This is a genomic window from Sinomonas humi, from assembly GCF_000802235.1.
Classification (GTDB): Bacteria; Actinomycetota; Actinomycetes; order Actinomycetales; family Micrococcaceae; genus Sinomonas; species Sinomonas humi.
Genome location: NZ_JTDL01000141.1, coordinates 41,510 through 64,243, shown reverse-complemented (window position 1 = coordinate 64,243; position 22,734 = coordinate 41,510). Strand labels below are relative to the sequence as shown.

At 65.8% G+C, this 22,734-nt stretch carries 18 protein-coding genes; 8 read left to right on the top strand and 10 right to left on the bottom strand.

Annotation, left to right across the window (positions count from 1 at the left end; all coding sequences use genetic code 11):
- Positions 1–128 precede the first annotated feature (128 nt).
- From LK10_RS15950 to LK10_RS15930, 5 genes are all read right to left on the bottom strand, one after another.
- Positions 129–974, bottom strand: a complete 846-nt coding sequence (locus tag LK10_RS15950; protein WP_043125749.1) for a pyruvate, water dikinase regulatory protein — start codon at positions 972–974, stop codon at positions 129–131.
- Positions 975–3,383, bottom strand: coding sequence for a phosphoenolpyruvate synthase (ppsA, locus tag LK10_RS15945; RefSeq protein ID WP_043125747.1), 2,409 nt, complete (start codon positions 3,381–3,383; stop codon positions 975–977).
- A gap of 262 nt (positions 3,384–3,645) precedes the next feature.
- On the bottom strand, positions 3,646–3,981 hold the full coding sequence (locus LK10_RS22020) for a hypothetical protein (protein WP_156144213.1): 336 nt from the start codon (positions 3,979–3,981) through the stop codon (positions 3,646–3,648).
- Positions 3,960–4,694, bottom strand: a complete 735-nt coding sequence (locus tag LK10_RS15935; RefSeq protein WP_043125740.1) for a hypothetical protein — start codon at positions 4,692–4,694, stop codon at positions 3,960–3,962. Before LK10_RS15935 ends, LK10_RS22020 begins: the two co-directional genes overlap by 22 nt.
- Positions 4,695–4,737: 43 nt before the next feature.
- Positions 4,738–6,222, bottom strand: coding sequence for an aldehyde dehydrogenase family protein (locus tag LK10_RS15930; protein ID WP_052207463.1), 1,485 nt, complete (start codon positions 6,220–6,222; stop codon positions 4,738–4,740).
- 137 nt (positions 6,223–6,359) lie between these two features.
- Between LK10_RS15930 and LK10_RS15925 the strand changes: the two genes are divergently transcribed.
- Positions 6,360–7,349, top strand: a complete 990-nt coding sequence (locus LK10_RS15925) for an AraC family transcriptional regulator (protein WP_043125738.1) — start codon at positions 6,360–6,362, stop codon at positions 7,347–7,349.
- A 63-nt stretch (positions 7,350–7,412) separates the two neighbouring features.
- Here the strand turns inward: LK10_RS15925 and LK10_RS15920 are convergent, their stop codons facing one another.
- The 4 genes from LK10_RS15920 to LK10_RS15905 are packed head-to-tail and all read right to left on the bottom strand — an operon-like array spanning position 7,413 to position 13,199.
- Positions 7,413–8,954 (bottom strand): class I adenylate-forming enzyme family protein, encoded by a 1,542-nt coding sequence (locus LK10_RS15920; RefSeq protein ID WP_197061962.1) that lies wholly within the window; start codon positions 8,952–8,954, stop codon positions 7,413–7,415.
- A 23-nt stretch (positions 8,955–8,977) separates the two neighbouring features.
- Positions 8,978–10,918, bottom strand: coding sequence for a hydantoinase B/oxoprolinase family protein (locus LK10_RS15915; RefSeq protein WP_043125736.1), 1,941 nt, complete (start codon positions 10,916–10,918; stop codon positions 8,978–8,980).
- 8 nt (positions 10,919–10,926) lie between these two features.
- Positions 10,927–12,969 carry a hydantoinase/oxoprolinase family protein gene (locus LK10_RS15910; RefSeq protein WP_043125734.1) on the bottom strand — a complete coding sequence of 681 codons (2,043 nt, stop codon included), beginning with the start codon at positions 12,967–12,969 and terminating at the stop codon, positions 10,927–10,929.
- A gap of 11 nt (positions 12,970–12,980) precedes the next feature.
- Complete coding sequence (locus tag LK10_RS15905; RefSeq protein ID WP_052207488.1) at positions 12,981–13,199, bottom strand: hypothetical protein; 219 nt, start codon at positions 13,197–13,199, stop codon at positions 12,981–12,983.
- Between the two features lie 186 nt (positions 13,200–13,385).
- Between LK10_RS15905 and LK10_RS15900 the strand changes: the two genes are divergently transcribed.
- Both LK10_RS15900 and LK10_RS15895 read left to right on the top strand, forming a co-directional pair.
- On the top strand, positions 13,386–14,189 hold the full coding sequence (locus LK10_RS15900) for an SDR family NAD(P)-dependent oxidoreductase (RefSeq protein ID WP_043125732.1): 804 nt from the start codon (positions 13,386–13,388) through the stop codon (positions 14,187–14,189).
- Positions 14,186–15,001, top strand: a complete 816-nt coding sequence (locus LK10_RS15895) for an acyl-CoA thioesterase domain-containing protein (protein ID WP_052207461.1) — start codon at positions 14,186–14,188, stop codon at positions 14,999–15,001. The genes LK10_RS15900 and LK10_RS15895 overlap by 4 nt, the downstream gene beginning before the upstream one ends.
- Positions 15,002–15,014: 13 nt before the next feature.
- On the opposite strand, the gene LK10_RS15890 is transcribed toward LK10_RS15895, so the two are convergent.
- Positions 15,015–16,046, bottom strand: a complete 1,032-nt coding sequence (locus LK10_RS15890) for an AraC family transcriptional regulator (protein WP_052207460.1) — start codon at positions 16,044–16,046, stop codon at positions 15,015–15,017.
- 149 nt (positions 16,047–16,195) lie between these two features.
- On the opposite strand from LK10_RS15890, the gene LK10_RS15885 reads away from it, so the two are divergent.
- From LK10_RS15885 to LK10_RS15865, 5 genes are all read left to right on the top strand, one after another.
- Positions 16,196–17,446 (top strand): cytochrome P450, encoded by a 1,251-nt coding sequence (locus LK10_RS15885; RefSeq protein WP_052207459.1) that lies wholly within the window; start codon positions 16,196–16,198, stop codon positions 17,444–17,446.
- 33 nt (positions 17,447–17,479) lie between these two features.
- A complete protein-coding gene (locus LK10_RS15880; RefSeq protein ID WP_052207458.1) occupies positions 17,480–19,159 on the top strand; it encodes an FAD-dependent oxidoreductase in 1,680 nt (559 codons plus the stop codon).
- Between the two features lie 7 nt (positions 19,160–19,166).
- On the top strand, positions 19,167–20,405 hold the full coding sequence (locus tag LK10_RS15875; RefSeq protein WP_043125730.1) for an NAD(P)/FAD-dependent oxidoreductase: 1,239 nt from the start codon (positions 19,167–19,169) through the stop codon (positions 20,403–20,405).
- A 40-nt stretch (positions 20,406–20,445) separates the two neighbouring features.
- The gene (locus LK10_RS15870) at positions 20,446–20,781 is read left to right on the top strand and encodes a 2Fe-2S iron-sulfur cluster-binding protein (protein ID WP_043125728.1); all 336 of its coding nucleotides are present in this window, start codon (positions 20,446–20,448) and stop codon (positions 20,779–20,781) included.
- Positions 20,782–20,938: 157 nt separating this feature from the next.
- Positions 20,939–22,420 carry an aldehyde dehydrogenase gene (locus LK10_RS15865; RefSeq protein ID WP_043125725.1) on the top strand — a complete coding sequence of 494 codons (1,482 nt, stop codon included), beginning with the start codon at positions 20,939–20,941 and terminating at the stop codon, positions 22,418–22,420.
- Positions 22,421–22,734 lie beyond the last annotated feature (314 nt).

The window sequence follows — 22,734 nt, the reverse complement described above, 5'->3', positions numbered from 1 at the left end:
GTGCGATGAAGCCCCATAGCCAGCTGGCTACACGCTGAAGGGTTTCAGAGGGCGGATGCGTTCGACACGAGCCCTACGTCAAGTAATCCGGGCGGCCCTTTCACTGCTCCTCACTTTGCACTCACTCCCTAAGCCTCCATCTTCTGGAGGATGGTGGCGGAGATTTCCTCGACTGACATGGAGGCGGAGTTCACGTAGGGGATCCGGTTGGAGATGTACATCTCCTCGGCGTTGCGCAGCTCCCAGGTGCACTGGGCGAGGGAGGCGTAGGTGCTCTCCGGTCGGCGCTCCTGGCGGATCTGGCTCAGCCGCAGCGGCTGGGAGGTCAGCCCGAAGCACTTGCCGGCGAAGGGGCGCAGCGGCTCGGGCAGCGACCGGCTGGTGAAGTCTTCGTCGACGAGCGGGAAGTTGGCGGCCAGGATGCCGTGCTGGAGCGCCAGGTACATGGTCGTGGGGGTCTTGCCGCAGCGTGAGGGAGCGATCAGGATCAGCTCTGCCCGTTCCAGGGCGCGGATGGACTGCCCGTCGTCGTGCTCGATGGCGTATTCGACGGCCATCATGCGCAACTGGTAGCGGACGGCGTCGCCGAGGCCGTGCGCCTTGCCCGGTTCCCCGCTCGCAGGGGTGCCGAGGGCGTGCTCGAGCTGGGCGACGTGGGCGCCGAGCAGGTCCATGAAGTGCCCGTTGCAACGGGAGAGGATGGAGCGGATTGCCGGGTTCACCGCTGTGGAGAAGACGATCGGCCGGGAGCCCCCCGCGGCGGCACGGTCGACGGCCCCCACCACCCGGGCGGCTTCCTCCTCCGTGGTGATGAACGGGATGGTGTGCCGTTCGAAGGCGTGGCCGGGGAACTGGGTCAGCAGGGTGTTGCCCAGGGTCTCGGCGGTGATGCCGGTGCTGTCGGAGAGGAAGAACACCACGGGACCGGAACCGTGCCCGGCCCCGATGGCGTCTTCCCTGTGCGGCTCGGGCATTCAGGCCCCGGGGCGGCTGCCGGCCCTGGCCAGGCGCAGCCAGGTCTCGGTCACGGCGTCGGGGTTGAGCGAGATGGAGCTGATGCCCTGCTCCACCAGCCACTCGGCGAGGTCCGGGTGGTCGCTCGGGCCCTGGCCGCAGATGCCCACGTACTTGCCCCGGGCCCTGCAGGCTGCGATGGCCATCTCGAGCAGCTTGGTGACGGCGGGGTTGCGTTCGTCGAAGGATCCGGCGACGAGGGCAGAGTCCCGGTCCAGGCCCAGGGTGAGCTGGGTCAGGTCGTTGGAGCCGATGGAGAAGCCGTCGAAGTGGTCCAGGAACTCGTCGGCGAGCAGGGCGTTTGCCGGCAGCTCGCACATCATGACGATCTCCAGGCCGTCCTGCCCGCGGCGCAGGCCGTTGGCCGCGAGCAGCTCGGCGACCCCGCGTGCCTCCTCCAGGGTGCGCACGAACGGGACCATGAGTTTGATGTTCGACAGGCCCATCTCGTTGCGGGCGTGCCTGAGCGCCTCGCATTCGAGCTCGAACGCCTTCCGGAAGGACTCCGAGAGGTACCGGGAAGCGCCCCGGTAGCCGATCATCGGGTTCTCCTCCTCGGGCTCGAACGCGCGCCCCCCGAGGAGATTGGCGTACTCGTTGGACTTGAAGTCCGAGAGCCGGATGATCACCGGCTCCGGGGCGAAGGCCGCCGCGATCGTCGCGATGCCCTCGGCCAGCCGCTTCACGTAGTACTCCCTGGGGCCGCCGTAGGCGGCGATCCTCTCTTCGATCTGCAGGACCGTGTAGTCGGAGAGGGCAGCGGGGCGCTCGATCTCCCCCGCCAGGGCGAGCAGGGCGTTGGGGTGGATCCCGATCTGGCGGTTGACGATGAACTCCAGGCGTGCGAGCCCGACCCCGGCGTGCGGGAGCTGGGCGAAGCTGAAGGCCTGCTCGGGGGTGCCGACGTTCATCATGATCTTCACGGGCACCGCCGGCATCGCGTCCACGGTGCTCTCCTGCAGCGAGTAGTCCAGCAGCCCCTCGTAGACCCGCCCCGTCTCCCCCTCGGCGCATGAGACGGTGACCGGGGCCCCGTCGGCCAGGACCTTGGTTGCGTTGCCGGTGCCGACGACGGCCGGGATGCCCAGCTCCCGGGCGATGATCGCCGCGTGGCAGGTCCGGCCCCCGCGGTCGGTGACGATGGCGGCGGCCTTCTTCATGATCGGCTCCCAGTCCGGGTCGGTCATGCTCGCAACCAGGACGTCCCCGGCCTGGAACGAGGCCATCTGCCCCAGCGAGGACAGTACGCGCACCTGCCCCGCGCCGATCCGCTGGCCGATCGCCCTCCCCTCGGCCAGCACTGTGGAGCGCTCGTTGAGCGTGTAGCGGGAGACGGTGCCGGCGGCCCTGCGGGACTGGACGGTCTCGGGGCGGGCCTGCAGGATGTACAGCTGCCCGTCCACCCCGTCCTTGCCCCATTCGATGTCCATCGGGCGCCCGTAGTGGGCCTCGATCGCCACCGCGTGCCGGCCCAGCTGCTCGACCTCGGCGTCCGTGAGGCTGAACCGGGCCCGCTCGGCCTGCCGCACGGGCACGAAGTCGACCGTGCGGCCGACCTCCCCGGCGTCGGTGTAGGTCATCTGCACGGCCTTCTCCCCCAGGCCCCGCTTGAGGATCGCCGGGCGCCCCGCGGCCAGGGCCGGCTTGTGCACGTAGAACTCGTCAGGGTTCACCGCCCCCTGCACCACCGCCTCCCCGAGGCCGTAGGAGGAGGTGATGAACACGGCGTCGGCGAAGCCCGACTCGGTGTCCATCGTGAACATCACCCCGGACGCGCCGAGGTCCGAGCGGACCATCCGCTGGATCCCCGCGGAGAGGGCGACCTCCGCATGGTTGAACCCGTGGTGGACCCGGTAGGCGATGGCCCTGTCGTTGTAGAGCGAGGCGAAGACCTCCTTGACCGCCTCCAGCACATTCTCCACGCCCCGGATGTTCAGGAAGGTCTCCTGCTGGCCGGCGAAGGAGGCATCCGGCAGGTCCTCGGCGGTGGCGCTGGAGCGCACCGCCCAGGAGACCTCCCCGTCCCCTCCGTGGCCCTCGGCCAGCTCGGCGTAGGCGGTGCGGATCTGCTCCTCGAACCCGGCAGGGAACGGGGCCTGGCGGATCAGGTCGCGGATCTGCGCGCCGGCGGCGCTCAGCGCGGCGACGTCGTCGCTGTCCAGGCCCTCCAGGATCGCGGCGATTCGGGCATCCACGCCCGATTCCCGCAGGAAGCCCCGGTATGCGTCCGCGGTGGTGGCGAAGCCGTCGGGGACACGGACCCCGGCTGAGGCCAGGCTGCTGATCATCTCCCCGAGGGAAGCGTTCTTGCCTCCAACCTGGTCAAGGTCGTGCAGGCCGAGTTCGGAAAACGGTATTACGTCAGTCATGAAAGGTGCTCCTTCTTTGGGGCATGCCTCATAAGCGCTGGGAAACGGTGAAGCAAGACTCCCCGAGGCAGGCGGCGGAAACAAGCAGGTGTGACACGGGCAACAGGAGGCGGGGGTCATCGGGAGTCATCAAGATTGGCCCAACTAGGTGGTCGGCACTTCCTTACCCGGGCTGGCGCCCAGCGCTGCTGATCGCCCGGTTGAGTTGGGCGGCCAGAGGCCGCCATTGCCAGAGCTCGTAGGACACGACGACAGCGGCCGACTAGGCCAGGACCACAAGAAGGCATGCCCGGAGCGGCCAGCCAGCTGTAGCCAGGGCGATCGCGGCCAGCGGCGCAAGGAGCGTCAGGATGCGCATGAAGTTGCGGGAGGGTGCCGAAACTAGCCACGAGTGCAGTACGAAGACGCAAGCTGTGAAGAGGAGCACCGGGAGGCCGATCGCCAAGATCACGGCGACGACACCAACGGGGACGCCGCCGCCATAGACGTATCCGGTGACGTTCAGGCCAGCACCTACTGCGGAGGACCTCCGCGCTATTCCATTTCCCCGACCGATGTCTCCCTGCTCGATGTCGCTTAGTCTTGGGCAGGCCACCACGGGCTCGCCGGAGCCATGAAGGTGGCGCCGAAAGGCTGCACCATGAAATCCGGCAGCACCATTTCCCCCGACATCAGCATGCGCTTGCACTCTTCCCGGAAGAGCGAGGGGCTCCCGTCCATCTCGTAAAGAGCTAGGTGCCCCTCATTCGGGACCTCGACTCCGGGCAGTGGCTTCGTCTCCGCCGGGAGGAAGCGCTGCGCGCGGAGCATCCCTGGGACGGACAGAATCTGCGGAATGTGCACCTCGTCGTACCACGCGTTGTAGGTGTCCCAATCAGTCGTGTGGGTGCTCCATGCGAAGAAGAGGTGCCGGTCGTCGAGGCGATCTGGGTCTGGGTCCCACGACTCCCCGTAATGGATCTTGCTCACAGGCTTGAGGAACAGCGCCTTGAACGGTTGCACCATGAAGTCGGGCAGCACCATGTCGGCTGAGATGAGCATCCGCTTGACCTCTTCGCGGAACGCATCAGGCTCCCGATTGAGCTCGTACAGCGCCAAGTGGCCCCAGTCGATCGTCTTGACGCCGGGGAGCGGCTTCGTGTCGTCCAGGACGAAGCGCTGCGCGCCCACCATGCCTGTCGTATCCATGACCTGCGGGATGTGCTCTTTGTCGTACCAGACGTCGAACGTCCCGCGGTCGCTCGTGTACGTGGACCAGGCGAGGAATAGATAGCGCTCCCCCGTCGCGGCGGTGTTGGTGTCGTTGGTCATAGCTTTCCTCTCAAGTTCGGCAGTCGGTGTATTAGTTGAGGCCTCAATGAGTGGCGGTCCCCCCGTGAAGGCCCGGACCGATCAGGATCTGCTTAAGCTCTGTGAACTCCTGAATGCCCTCAGCCCCACCTTCGCGGCCCCATCCTGAGCTGGCACGCCCACCCCATGGCGCGGTGACATCCGGGCCGAAACCATTCAGCGCCACCGACCCAGCCCTAATCCGGCTCGCGCATTCGAGCGCGGCCTCCCGGTCCTGCGTGTAGACACTCGCCGCGAGCCCCAACTCTGTGTCGTTCACGAGCGAAATCGCGTCCTCGAGATCTGAATACGCCATGACGGCGGTGATCGGGCCGAAGACCTCGTTCCGGGCAAGGTGGGAATCCCGGGCGACGTTCGTGACGATCGTCGGCTCGAAGTACAGGCTCCCCTCGCGGCCCTCAGGGGCGCCGCCTCCGAAGACCACCTTGCCTCCCTCGTCCAGCGCCCGCTCAAGGAATGCCTGAGTGCGTTCAAGCGCCGCACGATTGGCCAACGGCCCGATGGTGGTCTGAGGGTCGAGCGGATTGCCAATGACGAGTTTGCCCCACGCCGCGCACATGGCGTCGACGATCTCATCGTGCCGCTGGTCCGGGACGAGCACGCGTGACAGGAGAGCGCACACTTGGCCGGTTCCCGACGTCGCACCGGGAGTGAGGCTGCGCAGCGCGTGATCGATGTCTGCATCCGGAAGGATGACGGCGGCCGACTTGCCGCCCAGCTCGAGGTGGGTGCGCGCGAAGCGAGGTGCGGTTGCCTCGATGATGTCCCGGGCAGTCGACTGGCCACCGGTCAGTGACACGAGGTCCACACGCGGATCGCGGGTTAGCGCCCGACCGACGTCAGTCGCTCCCGAGAAGATGCTCAACGAGCCGGGCGGGAGCCCGGCCTCGCGGGCGCATTCCGCGACGAGGCGCATGATGAGGTGCGACTCCGAGGCTGCCTTGACGATGACGGGGCATCCCGCGAGCAGGGCAGGGATGATCTTAGTGGCCATGGTGACGAGTGGACCGTTGTACGCGAGGATGCCGACGACCACGCCGGCCGGCTCGCGACGCACGAGCACGTCGCCCATCGGCCCCCGCCGCCGCTCCTCCCGCAACGCGTCGGCCGCGGCCTCGATAGACGCATTCCAAGCACCCACGGCCCCGAACTTGTGCAATGTTCGGCTGTACCGGATGGGCATACCTGCCTCGATAGCCCACAGGAGGCCCATGTCGCCGAGACGGGATTCGAAGAGGTCGCACATCCGGCGGATGGCCTCGATACGTTCGTCTGGTGAGGTCTGTCCCCAGCCGGTCCGGCCTTGTTCGTGCGCGGCGGCCACGGCAGCGTGGCCTTGGTCGATGCTCGGAAGCGTGACCTCCGCGACAACCTCTCCGGTCGACGGCGAGACGACCGTCTCGGTCCCGCCCTGGCCAGGCACCCATGTGCCGGCGAGATAGACCTCGCCGAGTCGGGACCCGAGGGTCTGAGCGACAGCGGTCTGCATGCTGTGGTCTCCTTCGCTTGTCCTGCCCACCAAGAACTCCGGCCTGACGGGGTATCACATATTTTATACGGACGGTTAGAATGATGGGAAGGAACCATATTTTTCATATGATTCCGAAATGAGCACGAGGAGGCGCAATGGACTCGATGCGCTCACCTGCAGCGCAGCGTTTGTCTTTCGAGACGGGCGATCTCGACGCCGCGCGGGAGCAGGTCGCCCTCAACTTCGCTGACCACCATCTCGCTGTGCAAAGCAGCAGGTCCCTCGACTTCAAGCTCGATCTGACCATGTCCTCCCGACTGTCCGTCGGTCTCCTGACCTACGGCGCGCAGATCTCCATCGATGCCCCGCCCATGCGCTCCTGCTATCACGTGAATCTGCCGCTGACTGGCGTGAGCACGGCGAGCCAGCACGGTCGGCGTCGGACGGTGAGTGCTGGCGAATCCGGGGTGGCGTTTCTCCCTTCGGGCCCGCTCTCCGTTACTTGGAGCGCCGATCAGCGGCAATACGTCATCCGGCTCCGCAAGGAGCAGCTTGAGGCGTATGCCGCCAGGCTCTCGGGCCAGCCCATCCAGCCGATCGACTTCGACCTGACCTTCGACCTGCGCTCCGGGGCCGCCCAGTCCCTCCTCGCGACGGCGGCTTTCGTCTACGCCGAGCTGATCCGCCCCGGAGGGATCGCCGCCATCCCCGCCGCATGCCAAGAACTTGAGGCGGCCTTGATGACGCAGCTCCTCTTCGTCGTCCCAAGCCAGCTCAGTCGAATCCTCCACGGCGAAGCCTCCGCTGGACGGCCGGCCAAGATCCGTGAGGCACTCGCGATCATCGATGAGGACCCATCGGCTCCCCTGACGACAGCACAGCTCGCCGCGCAAGTCGGGATGAGCCTTCGCTCGCTCCAGCTCGGATTCCAAGAGGCTGTCGGCATGACCCCGACGGCCTATCTATGTGGAGCCCGACTCGACCGGGTTCATGAGGAACTTCTCCTTGGGGCCAACGCCTCGGTAACCGACGTCGCGATGCGATGGGGGTTCTTCCACCCGGGACGGTTCGCCCAGCAGTACCGCGCGAGGTTCGGGCAGCTGCCGTCCCAGACCGCGGGGTGGCGCGCTGGCGCATCCCGTTGACAGCCCCGCGCTGCGATGCAGGCGAGCCGTCACGGGGACCTAGGCCCCAGCGCGTCACCGCTGTCAGGACGCCGCCGCACCCAGAGCTCTCCAACGGTCCCTCAGCTCGAACTTCTTCACCTTGCCGGAGGGCGTCCTAGGTAACTCGCCTTCGACAACGAAGTAGCGCGGCACCTTGTACTTGGCCAAGTGCTCTAGGCAGTAGGACCGGACCGCCGCGATGTCGATCGTGTTGCCATGGATCGGGACAAGGACTGCGCAGCCAACCTCGTGCCACCTAGCATCTGGCACAGCAACCACGGCAGCGTCTGCGACGCCCGGCGCCGTCGCAAGTACCGCCTCGATCTCGGCGGGGTAGACGTTCTCGCCACCGCTGCGGATCATGTCCTTCGCGCGGCCGCCGAGGGTGATAAATCCCGCGGCATCGATGCTCGCGAGATCGCCCGTGCGGCACCATCCGTCGATGAAGGTCTCGGCATTCGCGTCCGGCCGGTTCCAGTAGCCCGGGCTCACGGCTGGACTGCGCACGTAGAGCTCGCCAGCGACCCCCGGACTGACGAGATTTCCCTCAGGATCGAGAACCTTCACCTCGGTGAACGGCATCGTGCGGCCAACCGAACCTGCCCTGTCACTGTCCGCACCATCGAGGCAGCACGTGATCGCCCCTCCCTCAGTCAGGCCATAGACCTGGACCAGCTCGATGTGCGGGAGCCTCCGGGCGAATTCCTCGTAGACCCACGGCATGAGGGTGTCCCCGCCGCACACGATCCGTCGAAGGGTCGACGGGAGAAGCTCCTCGCAGTTCGGGAGCCGAATGAATTCCGGGACCATGAACGAGTAGAGCAGGATGTCTGTCGCCTCTTGAATGCGGCAGGCCGCGAGGTATTCGAGGAGGTCGAATGCTCCCGACGAATAGGTGATCGCAGTACCGTGGTTGACCATGGCGGCGAGGAGGAGGGCTTCCCACCCGCCCGCGTGGAAGAGGGGGCCGGCCGTCACGGCGACGGTGGATGCATCGAACTTCCACCGGAGCGCTTGGATCGTGCTGAACCACAGATTGTTGCCGTGAGTCCAGATCGCCCCCTTGGGCAGGCCCGTCGTACCCGACGTATACATGAGCGTCGCCGGCGCGTCCATGTCCAGTTCGGGGAAGTCGGTGCGCAGTTCGCCGTCCAGGAAGTCCTCGAGCGGCTCGGCCCAGTCTGCGGCGACTTCGGGATCGCCGCGCACGACAAACTTTCGCACCGGAACACCGTCCCTGATGGGCTCGACCTTGTCCACGAGGTCGTGGTCTATGAAGAGCAGACTCGTGCCGGAGTCTTCGAGGATGAATTTCAGCTCTCTGGGCATGAGCCTCCAGTTGAGGCGGACGGCAACCCCGCCGACGCGGGCGATCGCGAAGACCAGGACGATATAGTCCACGGAATTCTTCAAAAGCATTCCTACTCGGTCTCCAGGCTGGACGCCGGCGCGCTGCAGGGCCGAGGCGAAGAGAATTTCGCGCTCGCGGAACTCCCTCCAAGTGAGCGGCGGCTGGTCCGCGATCGAGACGGCCGCCCGGTCGGGGGCCACCGAAGGAGCTTGACCCGCAATCGAATCGGACACCCACGACATGCTGATGCCCACAGTCACCGCCCCTTTCTCAGCGCAGCGGTTGCATGCTCGTCGACGCGCAGTCCCTCGGGGTCCAAGGCGGGGTCGCCAACGACTACAACTCCATAGTCCCGCGCCGCCCCTTCAACGCTCACATACTCGTCGCGGACATCGCGCAGCACTTTCGCTGGCTCCCGCTCGAATGGGTTTCCCCATCCGCCGCCGCCGTTGGTCATGGCCCTCAGTACCGTATTCGGGCTCGTCTTCCACACAGGACGACTGGCGAAATGGTGGTAGACGCCCTGGGGATCGAGCTTCTTGGTCTGAATATTGAGCATTCCCGCAATGGGCTCGCTTGCAGCGTATTCCTCGTCGGAGAAGCCGACGAGCCCGGAGGGGGCAGAGCCGTCGTCTCGAGGGGGGAAGAACCACATTGCGCCATTCGGCCCGGGTCGGCCTCCGTTCGCTCCTACCCCGCTTGGCTCCTTTGTCCTGAATGGCGAGAGCCAATGGCTGGCGTCGGTGAGCCAGAGCGTGTCGCGGACGTTCGCGGCGCCTCCCCTGTGCGTGCCCGGACCGCCCGTGTCAATGGCATGACCTTTGCGGAGCATGACGACGGGCGAGTCGTGCTCGATCGTCTCTGTGGCCGGGTCGAGATTGTTGAGGTTGTAGAGCACGGTGTAGCTGTCCCCGTCGCCGTGCCGCGTTGCGCCCCAGGGTCCATGTTCGCCTCCCGCCTGGGTCGCGCTCGTCCAGAGGGTGCCGTCCGCACGGAGGCCGTGGGAATTGTGGGTGTTCGTCGAGCCGTAGTCGCCGCCGACCCCGCGTTCGCCGAGCACGGGATTAAGGGCCTCGAAGATGGCGGCTATGAGTGCTCCCGAGCTCTCCCAGAACATCATCGTCGGGCCGTCCGGCGGCAGGGCGGTGACGAGCGAGCCTGGCGGGGCGACGAGGTCGATGCTGCGCCACGTGCCGGAGGTGAAGGGGACCTTAGGGTCGAGCATCATGGTGAGCGCGACGCCGACGGCTGTCTTCGCGTCAAGCACGCCGGCGTTGATGCTCGTGCGGGCCTGTGCCGAGGTGCCGGAGAGATCGACCTCGACGGAGCTGCCGCGCTTGCGTACGGTGACGTGCACGCGGTATTCGACGGAGGCATCCGTGCCGTCGGCATCGATGAGGGCGCTGCCCTCGTAGTCGCCGTCTGGGATCAGTGCGATCGCGTCCCGCATCCGCTCCGCAGATGTGTCGGTCGCATAGACGAGGGTTCCGAGATAGGCCTCGAGTCCGTATCGTGCGATGTTCTCGAGGATGAGCCTCTCACCCAGCTTGAGCTGCTCGAGCATGCTCTTGAAGTCCGGCAGGAGCAGGGCTCCCCAGCGTGTGTTGTCGAAAATGAGGCTGAACGTCGACCGCACCGGCTCGTCCTTGGACCACAGCAGCATTGGCGGGATGACCAAGCCGTTTTCGAACACATTTTGCTTCGTCGCCGAGAACCCGCCCGGGACCGTGCCGCCCATGTCGAGCTGGTGGGCACACATGTTGACGAAGCTGACGATCCGTCCGTCCACGAAGACCGGCCGGATGAACAGCACGTCGTTCACGTGCCGCCCTCCCCGATAGGGATCGTTGCAGATCAACACGTCGCCAGGCTGGAGTCGGTCCACACCGTACTCGACGACGGTGTTGCGCAAAGCGTCGGCCATGGTCCCGAGGAAGGGGGTGAGGCTGTTGCTTACAACCGCCATCGGATAGTCCTGCTCCGCCGGGCCGCTGATCGTACAGGCAAAGTCGTACCAGTCGCGGATGATGGGCGAGAATGCCTCCCGCATGAAGGCCGTCGACATGTGCTCGACAACGTATTGCAGCCTGCTTCGGAGGACCGAGGATGTGAACCGATCAGCCCCGTAGGCCGCATGGAACTCATCCTCGGAAATGTCCCGGAGCCGGGCGACCCCGGAAATCTCGACAGTGCTCATGACTGACCTCACTTCTTCCTGATCACGATCTCGCCGTAGCGGCCCACGATGGCCTGCTGCCCCTCACCCACATGGGTTGTCGAGAGCCTCTCGGCGATGATGCTCGGTCCTTCGATGACATCGCCCCGGCGCAGCGACTCCCTGTCGAAGACGGTGGCAGCCTGGCCTGCCTCGTCAGGATCGTCCAATGCACCGAGATACGACAGCGTCGTGGTCCGGGTCGGAACCGGACCGGCGTCGTCTTCCCGGCCGGGCAGTTCGGGGTACTCGACCTTGTCGGTGTCCTGCACCGCGCGGACGCGGAAAGTCACCCCCTGCACCGGGAACTGGTCGAACCGATTTCCAGAACGGGCCTGGTAGGTGTCATGGAACGACGCGATCATCTGCTCGACGGCGAGGGCGTCGATCGTCCCGTCCGGTACAGGGACGAAGGGGGTGTCCCAGCTCTGCCCGACGAGGTGTCCGTCGAAGCTGCGCTCGAAGGTGACCGACGCATCACCCTCCAACCGTTCCCGGAGCTGTGCCTCCATCTCGGCGAAGATACGGTCGATTCCAGAGGCCTCCTCGGGCGACAGGATCGTGTACGCGCTGCGGTTGGCGGTGTAGACCTGATCGGCGGCGAGAAGGCCGAGGGCGGAGAAGAGCCCCGGATAGGGCGGGATCAACACCTCCTTGCAACGGACCGTATCGAGCACTGCGGGCAGCAGCATCGGCCCGGCCGCGCCATAGGCGACGAGCGTGTAGTCCCGAGGATCCACTCCGTTCTTGATCGCGACGTTGAGAAGTCCTTCGGAAATGTTGTTGATCGCCATGTCGTACGCGTAGCGGACACGCTGGCGGAAGGAGAAGTCACAGTCAAGCCCCTCGAAGGCGGCAACCGCCTTCTCCCTGTCGAGCTCGATGGTTCCTCCGGCAAAGGACTCCGCATCGATGATGCCGATGAGTAGGCACGTGTCCGTCGTCGTCGGCTGCGTGCCACCACGCCCGTAGCAGGCCGGCCCGGGATCGGCGCCGGCGCTGCCCGGGCCGACTTGGATCTCGCCCGTTGGGCCGATGGTGACGAGGCTGCCGCCGCCTGCGCCGATGGCCGTAATGTCGTTCGCGAGCGCGTTGACGACGAGGTCGTGCTCGAGCTCGAAACTCGTGTTGACGAACGGGCTGCCATCCACGACGACACTGATGTCGCAGGAGGTGCCCCCGATGTCTGCGCAGAGGAGGTTCGTGGCCCCAATGAGATTGCCGAAGTGCGCCGAAGCCACTGTTCCGGCAGACGGCCCCGAGAACACGATGCGGAAGGGTTGTTCCATGGCTCGGTCGGCCGGGACCAGAGTGGCCGCGCAGTCGGCGAAGTTGAGTTGGCCGGAGAAGCCGAGGCCCTTCAGCCCGTGATCGAGCCGGTGCGTGTAATCGCCGTAGATGATCTTCATGAAGGCGTCGATGACGGTAGTGGAGGCGCGGGCGTACTCCTTGGCCAGCGGAGAGACCTCGCTCGAAATCGAGCAGGCGACGTCGCCGAGGACCTCATGCACGAGTTCGCGAAGCCTGATCTCATGGTCCGGGTTGACGTAGGCATTCAGAAGGCAGACGGCTATGCCCTCGACGTTGCATCGGCCGAGCACCTCTAGCTGTTGGCGGGCCTGATCCTCATCGAGCTCAAACAGCACGCTGCCGTCGGCGAGCAGACGCTCCGCGATCCCGCGCCGCAGATAACGGGGCACCAGGGGCCGAGAGGCATCACCGAAGCTGCGCCGCCATGAGGGGTCCAAGATGGCCGTGGCTGGTCGCCATACGCGCCCCATGTCCAAGATGTCGCGATGCCCATCGGTGGTCAGGAAGCCGATCTTGGGGAGATTCCGTGTGATCACGGCGTTGAGTCCGTGAGTGCTCGCATGATTGAAGACGGGTGCGTCGGCGACGCCGAGGATCTCGGCCCCCTCGAGGACCGGAGCGGCCGTGTCGGCGTAGCTCGTTGAGACCTTCGCGGTTTCGATCCGGCCATTTATGACGGCGACGACGTCCGTGAACGTGCCGCCCACATCTACTGCAAACATAGCGACCCTTCCTAGATCTGGTCCGCGAGTAGGCGGAGGGCGCCGAGCAGCGGTCCGCGCTCCCGGCTCACCGAGTGAAGGCACCCCTGGCACTTCACGACGTCGAACCAGCCGCCTTCCGAAAAGACGGGATAGGCGGCCAGGGCGGCTGATCCGCACCGGGGGCACAGGCCCTGGACCGGGACGCGATCTTGGGCAAGAGGTGGGCTCGTGGCGATGTCCTGGCTCATGGGGGGGACCTCCGGCGTCGTTCTTTTCGCGGCCTCCATGGCCGCTATTCGAAGATAGGATCCTGTGATCCGAGTCACTATCCAGCTGGCGCATTGCACCCATCCGATTTGCGCAGTTCCGGATCCTGACCGACGAATCAGGTCTAAGCCTTGGCTGTTGCTCGAAAAATATATAAAATTAGATCCATGATCCAGATTGGCCGTCCTACCCGAGTCCTCATAAGCGGCGCAGCCGGGGGCCTCGGCACCGCCGTCGCCCGTCGATTCTCCGCCGACGGCGCGCGAGTCGCGCTCACAGACATCAATGCCACCGGCCTCGCCGCTTTGGCCGAGGAGGTAGGCGGTCTCGCACTTCCGGCGGACGGGACGGTGCGCGGCGAACTGCACGACGTGGTCGCAGAAGCAGCCAAAGAACTCGGAGGCCTCGATGCCGTCATCGCCGCCCAAGGAGCACAGATCCCCTCGACCACAAGCCCGAAGACCCAGGAGGCCTGGCTCCGCAACCTCGACATCAACCTGAGTGGACCCTTCTACCTCGTCGCGGAAGCCATGCCCCGTCTGATTGAGTCCAGAGGCTCCGCCGTCCTGATCTCCTCTTCGGCGGGAATCTTCTCCGGACCAGCGGGCACCGCAGGCTACACCGCTGCCAAGACCGGCATCGTCGGCATCGTCCGCTGGCTAGCCCGCGAGTACGGCCCCCGAGGCGTGCGAGTCAATGGAGTGAGTCCGGGGTGGATCCGCACCCCCTTCGGCGACGGCGGCATGGCGTTCATCGCCCAGCGGGACGGCATCACCGTCGAGGAGGCCTACGAGTCAGCGACCGCGCGCGTGCCGCTGCGACGCCCCGCCGATCCCGCCGAAATCGCCGCCGTCTGCGCGTTCCTCACATCGTCGGATGCGTCGATGGTCACGGGCCATACCGTGGTGGCAGACGGCGGCGGCGCCGTCGTCGACTCCTCGACCGAGATCTTCGACGCGGCGAACGCATGAGGGCGACCGAGGGCTATTTCAGCCACGACGACGGAGTCTTCGAGCCTCTCCCGACGGCATCGAGCGGCTGGCACCCCAAACAGCTGCGCGGCCCCGCCGTCACGGGCCTCCTCGCGCGGGCCGCTGAACAGGCCTGCCCCGCCCAGGACCGGCAGCCCGCGCGCGCCACGTTCGAGCTCTTCCGACCCGCGCTCATGACTGCCTCGACCATGCGCGCTACGGTCGTGCGCAGCGGTCGTAGGCTCACGCTCGTCGACAGCGAGATGGTCCAAGGCGGTGTCGTCGTGGCACGCGCCCATGTCCTCTTCCTCGCGTTATCGGAGAATCCGGAGGGCCGGCTCTGGGCCGCCGACGGGCACCCAGATCCTCCCCCGGCTGGTGTGAGATCCGACGAAGAGGGACGCGTCTATCAGAGCCACGGGGGAGCTTGGACGCCCGAGCCCGCCGACCACTACAACGAGCACGCCAAGGCCGTGTGGCAGGAGCCGCTCACGATCGTGCACGGAGAACCACCGACGCCCTTCCAGTGCGTTGCGAGCACGAGCGACCTCACAAGCCTCGTCGTGCACTGGGGCGACCGCGGCGTCGAGTACATTAACGCCGATGTCTCCGTCGCCCTTTCCCGCCTCCCGATAGGCCCCGGGCTCGGGGTCGTGGTGAACCACCGTTCCGCCGAGGCCGGGATCTCCGCGGGAACAGCACTCCTTTTCGACCGGCAGGGAACCTTGGGCTCGGCGAGCGTCGTCGGACTCGCCAACGCTGACAAGGCCGTCACCGTAGGCCGGCACAGTCAGGCGACGACGGCGCGCTGAGCGCCCGAGGACCTTATCGCGTGCCTCGGGCCGTCTCCGATGGCGTGACCCCGAACCGCTCGCGGTAATGGCCCGCGAACCGCCCAAAATGGTAGAAGCCCCATTTTGCGGCGACGGCGGTGACCGCACCGCCCGCCAGAAGGTCGGCGTGAACGCGGTCCAGGCGGACTCCACGTAGGTAGGCGGTGGGACTGATACCCACCGACTCGCGGAACTCGGCCTGCAGTGACCGAATGCTGCACCCGGCGATCTGGGCGAGATCGGCAGTCGTGATCTCCCGGTCGGCATTGGCATCGATGTATTCGAACACGTCTCGTACCCGGGACCGTCGTACTCGTTCGGGCGGGCGGGCGACAATCCTGATCAGCTGACTGGGTACTGTCATGAGGATCTGAGTCAAGAACGCTGATTCGAACTCCTGGCATGCGAGAGGAACGGCACTTAGGCCTTGAGGACGGCTGCACTCCTCGTACAGGAAGCGGACTGCCGACAGCAGGGTCGGTCCCATGCCGTCAGTCAGATCGAAGGTGAGGTCGAAGTCGATGGGCTCACCCGTTGGCAAACCGGCCATCTTAGCTGCCCGTGCCTCGAGCAGTCGCTTCGGAATCTTGACGTGGTACTGCCAAGATCTCGCACTCATCGTCACCTTGAGCGGCTCGCCAGGACGGAACATGATGGCAGCTCGACCGGCTGTCAGAGCGCCGCGCCGCCCGTTCTGTTCAGCGCGCGACTCCCCCGTCATGGGGACATTGATGTGGTACCAGTCCTCCATCGGGGGTCCGAAGACGGTCGCCGCATCCCCGTACCCCATCCGGCCGAGGGTCAGCCGCGACGAGCGGGCGAGGTCGAGCTGGAAGTCCAGATCATTCACACCCGCGAATTGCATGTCGACCTCGCTGAAGGCCGCCGATGTCTGCCGCCGGACCAACTCAGCGTCGCGCCCCCGCAGAGACACGAGACCGCTCTTCTGGCCGACGAGTCGGTCGTGCTCGGGATCAGCGCCCACAAACCCCGGCTGGAGCGCCGCGTCGTCAAGAGGATCCATAGGCCGCCAATAATAGTGACCCCATTCACACCGCGCTACGGTCCGCGGCGGATTGACGAAATCACCGCCCCTGATCTCGAGGCAATCTGCGGTAACCGGATGAAGCGCGACGTTTAGCGGATAGCAGAGGCGTTCCGTCTGCTTCTAGCGTGAAGACGTCCGTAATCCAGCTCACACTCGACCTCTTGAACGGAGCCGATATGACCGTCGCACTAGAGTTCAATCCGTTTCTCCGCGATTACCAGCAGAATCCTCATGGCTATTACCGGACAATGCGCAACGAGGCTCCCGCCTATTACATAGAACCCCTCAACGTTTGGGCGTTGTTTCGGTACGACGACGTTGTCGATACACTTCGGCGCCCGGATCTCTATTCATCCCGGGACTGGATCCGCAACACTCTGGGTGAATACGACCCCGTCCCCCAGGTGACGAACCTCATTGCGATGGATCCGCCGGATCACACCCGCATCCGCAAGCTCGCGAACAAAGCCTTCCTCCCCGGAGTGATCCGCAAGATGGAGGGTGACATCCGCGCGCTCATCGAGGAACTCCTCGACGAGGTGCAGGACCGCGGCCGCGAGTTCGACTTCGTGCACGACTATGCCGCCCACGTTCCCGTCAACGTGACCGCCAAGATCCTGGGCGCCGACGAGCGGACGGCCCGCAACGAGTTCAAGCGGTGGACCATGGATCTGCTGCGTGCTCCGAGCCGGAGCGTTCTTCCACAGGAGGACCTCGACCAGATCAAACGGAGCATGACGGAACTCCGCGAGTACTTCACCGAGCTGATCGAGTTCCGCCGGAGGAACCCAGGCAACGACCTCGTTTCGGTGCTCGTGCAGGCAGAGGAGGACTCTCAGGCCCTGACTGCGGACGAGATCCTCTCACTGGCCTTCATCCTGCAGTTCGGTGGTTCGGAGACCCCATCGCATCTCATCAGCTCGTCTCTGCTCAACCTCTTCGACCATCCGGATGCGATGGCAGCCGTCAAAGCGGATCCCGCGAAGACAGCCGATGCAGTAATCGATGAGACCTTCCGCTACTCCTCGCCGGTGCACTTCGTGAGCCGGACCGCCACCCAGGACATCGAAATCCACGGCCAAACCATACCCAAGGACTCCATAGTGATGGCGTACATCAGCTCGGCCAACAGGGACGAGACCGTGATCGAAGATCCGGATACCTTCGACATCACGCGCAAGGGCAATAGCCGCCATCTCGCCCTCGGGCTCGGCACACACTACTGTCTCGGAGCATTGCTCGGAAAGATGATGTGCGGCACCGCGCTGACCAGAGCCCTCGAGCGGATGCCCAGTCTGCAGCCAATCCACGAAACCCCGGAATGGATGCCGTCGTACTGGGTTCGAGGACTGAACACCTTCCCCGTCCGGTACTGAACCGCGAGAAGATCCGATCCGCTAGGACCTGCCATGCCCCACCTCATCCTCTCCAACTGCTGCAACGATGCCTCCTGCGTGCCGGTCTGCCCCGTCGACTGCATCCATCCGACTCCCGACGAGCCCGACTATCAAAGAGCAGAGATGCTCTACATCGATCCCGATGTCTGCATCGACTGCGGCGCGTGCATCCCGGCCTGCCCCGTCGGGGCGATCATCCCCGACACCGAGCTCGGCCCCCGCGACGAGCAGTATCTGAAGCTCAACGCCGACTATTACACTGCGACGGGCTCGGCGGCGGACCGCCAGAGCGAGTGGGCGGATCCACTTGCGGGACAGCATCCCGCCGCCCCCGATGCCGAGCCACTCCGTGTCGCCGTCGTCGGGGGTGGCGCCGCCGGCCACTACACCGCGGCAGCGCTGCTCGATCGCGTCGACGTACGTGCACGCGTCGACATCTTCGAGCGCCTGTGCACGCCGGGCGGTCTGGTGCGCTTCGGCGTGGCTCCGGACCACCTTGCCACGAAGCGGGTCCTCGACAATTTCACGGCGACACGGCGCCGTTCCGGCGTCCGCACTTTCTTCAACACCGAAGTCGGCAGGGACATCACCCACGAGGAGCTTGCCGAGCGATACCACGCCGTGGTCTACGCGGTGGGCGCAATAGAGGGCAGATCGTCAGGCCTATCGGGTGAGAATCTGCACAACAGCGCGTCAGCCGCAGAATTCGTTGCCTGGTTCAACGGCCATCCGGAGTTCGCCGACGCCTCCTTCGACCTCTCGCACGAACGGGTCGTGGTGCTCGGCAACGGCAACGTCGCCCTCGACGTCGCACGGATCCTGACCACTGATCCCGACGACCTAGCCGAGACTGACATAGCCGATCACGCCCTCAACGCGCTGCGGGGGTCCCGGGTCCGGGAGGTCATCCTCGTGGCTCGGCGCGGACCTGAGTACGCAGCCTTCACATCGCCGGAGCTCCTCGGGCTGATGAGTTCGACCTCGGTTGCTCTGGTGGTGGATCCTTCGGATCTCGAATCGGCCAACACAGCGGTCACGAACGATGAGCTTGAGCGCTACTACCAGGACCAGAAGCTGGCTCTGCTCGGTGAGATCGCCAGCAAAGGGACACCCCCTGGTGACCCTCGGAGGATCGTCTTCAAATTCGGCGCCACTCCGACACTCATCCTCGGTGAGAACGCTGTCACGGGCGTGCGGGTCGTCTCGCGGGGTACGGAGGCAACGATCGACTGCGGGCTCGTGCTCCGAGCCGTGGGATTCCGCGGTTCAGCTGTTGACGGGGTCCCTTACGATGACGACGCGGGGATCATACCCAATGACGGCGGGCGCGTGATCGATCCAGAACGCGGCGGAACGGTCGCGGGCGTCTACGCCACCGGCTGGATCAAGCGCGGCTCCACGGGAGGCATCGGCGCTAACAAGGCTTGCGCGAACGCGACCGTCGCCGCGATCGTCGAGGACTTCGAACACGGCCGACTGAGTGCTACGAACGACCCTGACGATCTCGTCGGAAGGCTCGATCGATCCTTCAACGACGTAGGGGCTCAGGCTATCGACGACTACGAGATCCAAGCGGGAACGAGAGTTCAACGGCCCAGGGTGAAGATCGTCGACCAAGCCCACCTCATATCGATCGGCCTGACGGCCGGCCGCGAGCAGGGAGCACTTCCAACAAGCCTCAGAGGGAAGTGAAGGGGAAATGTCCGAAGAAGCGATTGTCATCGTCGGAGCCGGCCACGCCGGGGTCCAGGCCGCGGTGCGGCTGCACGAGCTGGAGTGGCCGGGCCGGATCCTAATCGTCGAGGAGCAGGCCGGCGACACCTACGAGCGTCCTCCGCTGAGCAAGGAGTTCCTCAAGGCGGGGGCGGGCGAGGACGTCGCGCCACTGCGAAAGGAGCAGTACTTCGCGGATAAGGGCATCGAGCGGGTCACCGGATCAGTGGCAGCGATCGACCGCTCTGCACGCCGGGTCGTGCTGGCCGACGGCACCGCACTCGAGTACGCCCGCCTGATCCTGGCCCCCGGCTCGAGCGCCCGCTCCCTCAAGGTCCCGGGTGGGGACCTCGAGGGGGTGCACCTGCTCAAGACCCGCGACGACGCCCGAGCGCTGCGTACAGCCCTGCATCCCGGTGCGCGCGTGGTGATCGTCGGGGCCGGCTACATCGGCCTCGAGGTGGCCGCCGCAGCCGCCGCCCTTGGCTGCGATACGACCGTGCTCGAATTCATGGACAGGGTCATGAGCCGGGTGACGTCCGAGCCGGTCTCCCGTTTCTTCGAGCAGGTCCACGCCTCGCACGGGACGAGGTTCGTCTTCGGGGCCGCCGTGACAGAGCTCCGCGGCGAGGGCCGCGTCGAGGAGGTCATCACGGCCGACGGCGCGACCTATCCGGCGGACGTGGTCGTCGCCGGCATCGGGGTGGTTCCCCGTCAGGAGCTCGCCGCGGCCGCCGGGCTGGCGGTGCGCGACGGCATCCTGGTCGACCTCGACTCCCGGACCTCCGACCCCGATGTCTACGCCGCCGGCGACGCGACCAGGCTGGTCGACCAGCAGCACGGCATCGACCGGCGCCTCGAAAGCATCCAGAGCGCCCAGGCTCAGGCCGTCAATGCCGCCAACAGCATCATGGGACAGCCGAGTGCAAGGCACGAGGTCCCCTGGTTCTGGACGGTCCAGCACGGAGTACGCCTGCAGACGGCCGGGCTGCGCCTTCCAGAGGACGAGATCGTGCTCAGGGGCGACCCGGCGAGCGGGAAGTTCGCCGTCCTGTACCTGCGGGAGGGGCGTCTGGCCGCCATCGACACCGTCGGCTCGCTCGCTGACTTCATCTCCGGGAAGAAGCTCGTCGCGGCCGGCGCCGCGCTCGACCCAGACCTCGCCTCGGACCCCGCCGTCAAGCTCTCTGCAACCGTGCAGGAACCGGTCGCCCAGACCCGCTGACCTGATCCGAAGATCCACAGAGGAACTGAAAGGACTTGCCATGACAACCACAACCAAGACCACGATCAACGTCGTCGACCGCGACGGCCAGCGGCGCGGGGTGGAATGGGAGCCGGGCCAGTCGCTCATGGAGACCCTGCGCGACAACGACTTCCCCATCCTCGCCTCGTGCGGGGGAACCGCCTCCTGCGCCACGTGCCACGTCTTCCTCGACAAGGCCGTCGTGGACACCCTCGGCCCCCGCAGCAGCGACGAGCTCGAACTCCTCGAGGAGCAGGAGGCCTACGACCCCGAGACCTCGCGCCTCTCGTGCCAAGTCGAGCGCTGCGAGAGCCTCGACGGCATCACAGTCACCATCGCCCCCGAAGAGGACTGACCTTTGATCGTCCCGAAGAGGACTTGATCTAGACGCGCCGGGGCAGCGGCGGCGGCAGCGTGTGTGTTTCTTCATCGACTGTTCCCAGGGTCCGCGCAAGCCCTCCCAACCTTGGCGATCCGCAGCTCGACCGATACAACGACGTAGGGATTTAGCAATGACCATTCAGACTGAACTCTGGCAGGGACAGTACGACAGGCTCTTCATCAACGGTTCGTGGGTTCGCCCCTCATCCGACCGCAGGCTCGAGGTGATCTCCCCCGCCACCGAAGAGGTCATCGCGACCGTGCCCGAGGCGCTCGAAGCCGACGTCGACGCCGCCGTTGCCGCCGCCCGGCACGCCTTCGACCACGGGCCATGGCCGCGCATGGCCCTCGAGGAGCGGATCGCAGTCCTGCGCAAGCTCAGCGCCGACCTCGCTGCCCACGAGGGCGAGGCAGCCCGCCTCGTGAGCGCAGAAATGGGCTGCCCAATCACTCTCTCGACCAAAATGCAGTCCATCGGACCGCGGCTTCTCCTGGACGCCTTCCTGGAGCTGGCGCCGTCGTACCCGTGGGCCGATACGCGGCAGTCGACGACGGGAAACTCGCTCGTCACCCGGGAGCCTGTTGGCGTCGTCGCCGCCATCGTGCCTTGGAACGCGCCCCTCCTCATCTCGATGATCAAGCTCGCTCCTGCGCTGCTTTCGGGGTGCACGATGGTGCTCAAACCGACACCGGCCACACCGCTCGACGCGTACCTCCTCGCACACCTGCTCGAGAAGGCGGGGTTGCCTAAGGGCGTGCTCAACGTCGTGCCCGCGAGCCGCGAGGTGAGCGAGCACCTCGTGCGCCACCCCGGCGTCGACAAGGTCTCCTTCACTGGCTCGACGGCGGCCGGTCGTCGCATCGGCGCAATCTGCGGAGAGGACCTGCGGCGCTGCACGCTCGAACTCGGAGGCAAGTCGGCCGCCGTTCTCCTCGAGGACGCCGACCTCGACGCGGCGATCGCCGCCATCCGCGCTGTCTCCCTCCGCAATACGGGCCAGGTCTGCAGCAACAAGACGCGCATCGTCGTCGCCCGCTCGATCCGGGACGAGCTCAACGACCGCCTCATCGATCTCATCCGCTCAATGCCCGTGGGCGATCCCTTCGACCCTGCGACCGAGATCGGGCCTGTCGCGAGCAGTGCCCAGCGCGACCGCGTCGAGGCCTACATCGCCGACGGGAAATCTTCCGGCGCCTCGCTGCTCATCGGCGGCGGCCGGCCTACCGACCTCGACCGGGGCTACTTCGTCGACCCCACGATCTTCACCGACGTCGATCCAAATGCGCGCATCGCCCAGGAGGAGATCTTCGGACCCGTCCTCACCGTGCACACCTACGACACCGAGGCCGAGGCGATCGCGATCGCGAACAACTCCGAATACGGGCTCAACGGGTCCGTCTTCTCCGCCGACCTCGAGCACGCGCTCAACGTCGCCCGGCACATACGCACGGGAACGGTCGAGGTCAACGGCAACCCCGTAGGGTTCCAGTCCCCCATCGGCGGGTTCAAGAACAGCGGCATCGGACGCGAGGCAGGGCCCGAGGGCTTCGACGCATACGTCGAGATCAAGTCATACGGGCTCCCTTCGACGGCCCTCGGAACGCTCGTCTGACTCAGGAAGGAAGTCAACTCCCGCCAAGGCGGGCGACGTCGGAACATAGCTTTCCTTGTCTCATAAGTGACTTATGAGTCTGTGGGGAAGGAGGAGAGGATCGAAGAGCGTCTCTCACAAGTGATCGAGGGACTCGTGCGCAAGCTGTTGCATCGACGTCCACCACGGCCGACTCCGCCTGCATGAGTCCGAGTCGCCTCTGCGGGAATAGGAGCAGCCGATGAGCATCCCGGGGGTGCTTGGTCGACGCGATTCTGCCCGCCCTAGCGACGGGTCTGCATGCCTCGCCGAGCGATGTGTTTCTCCTGTTTACG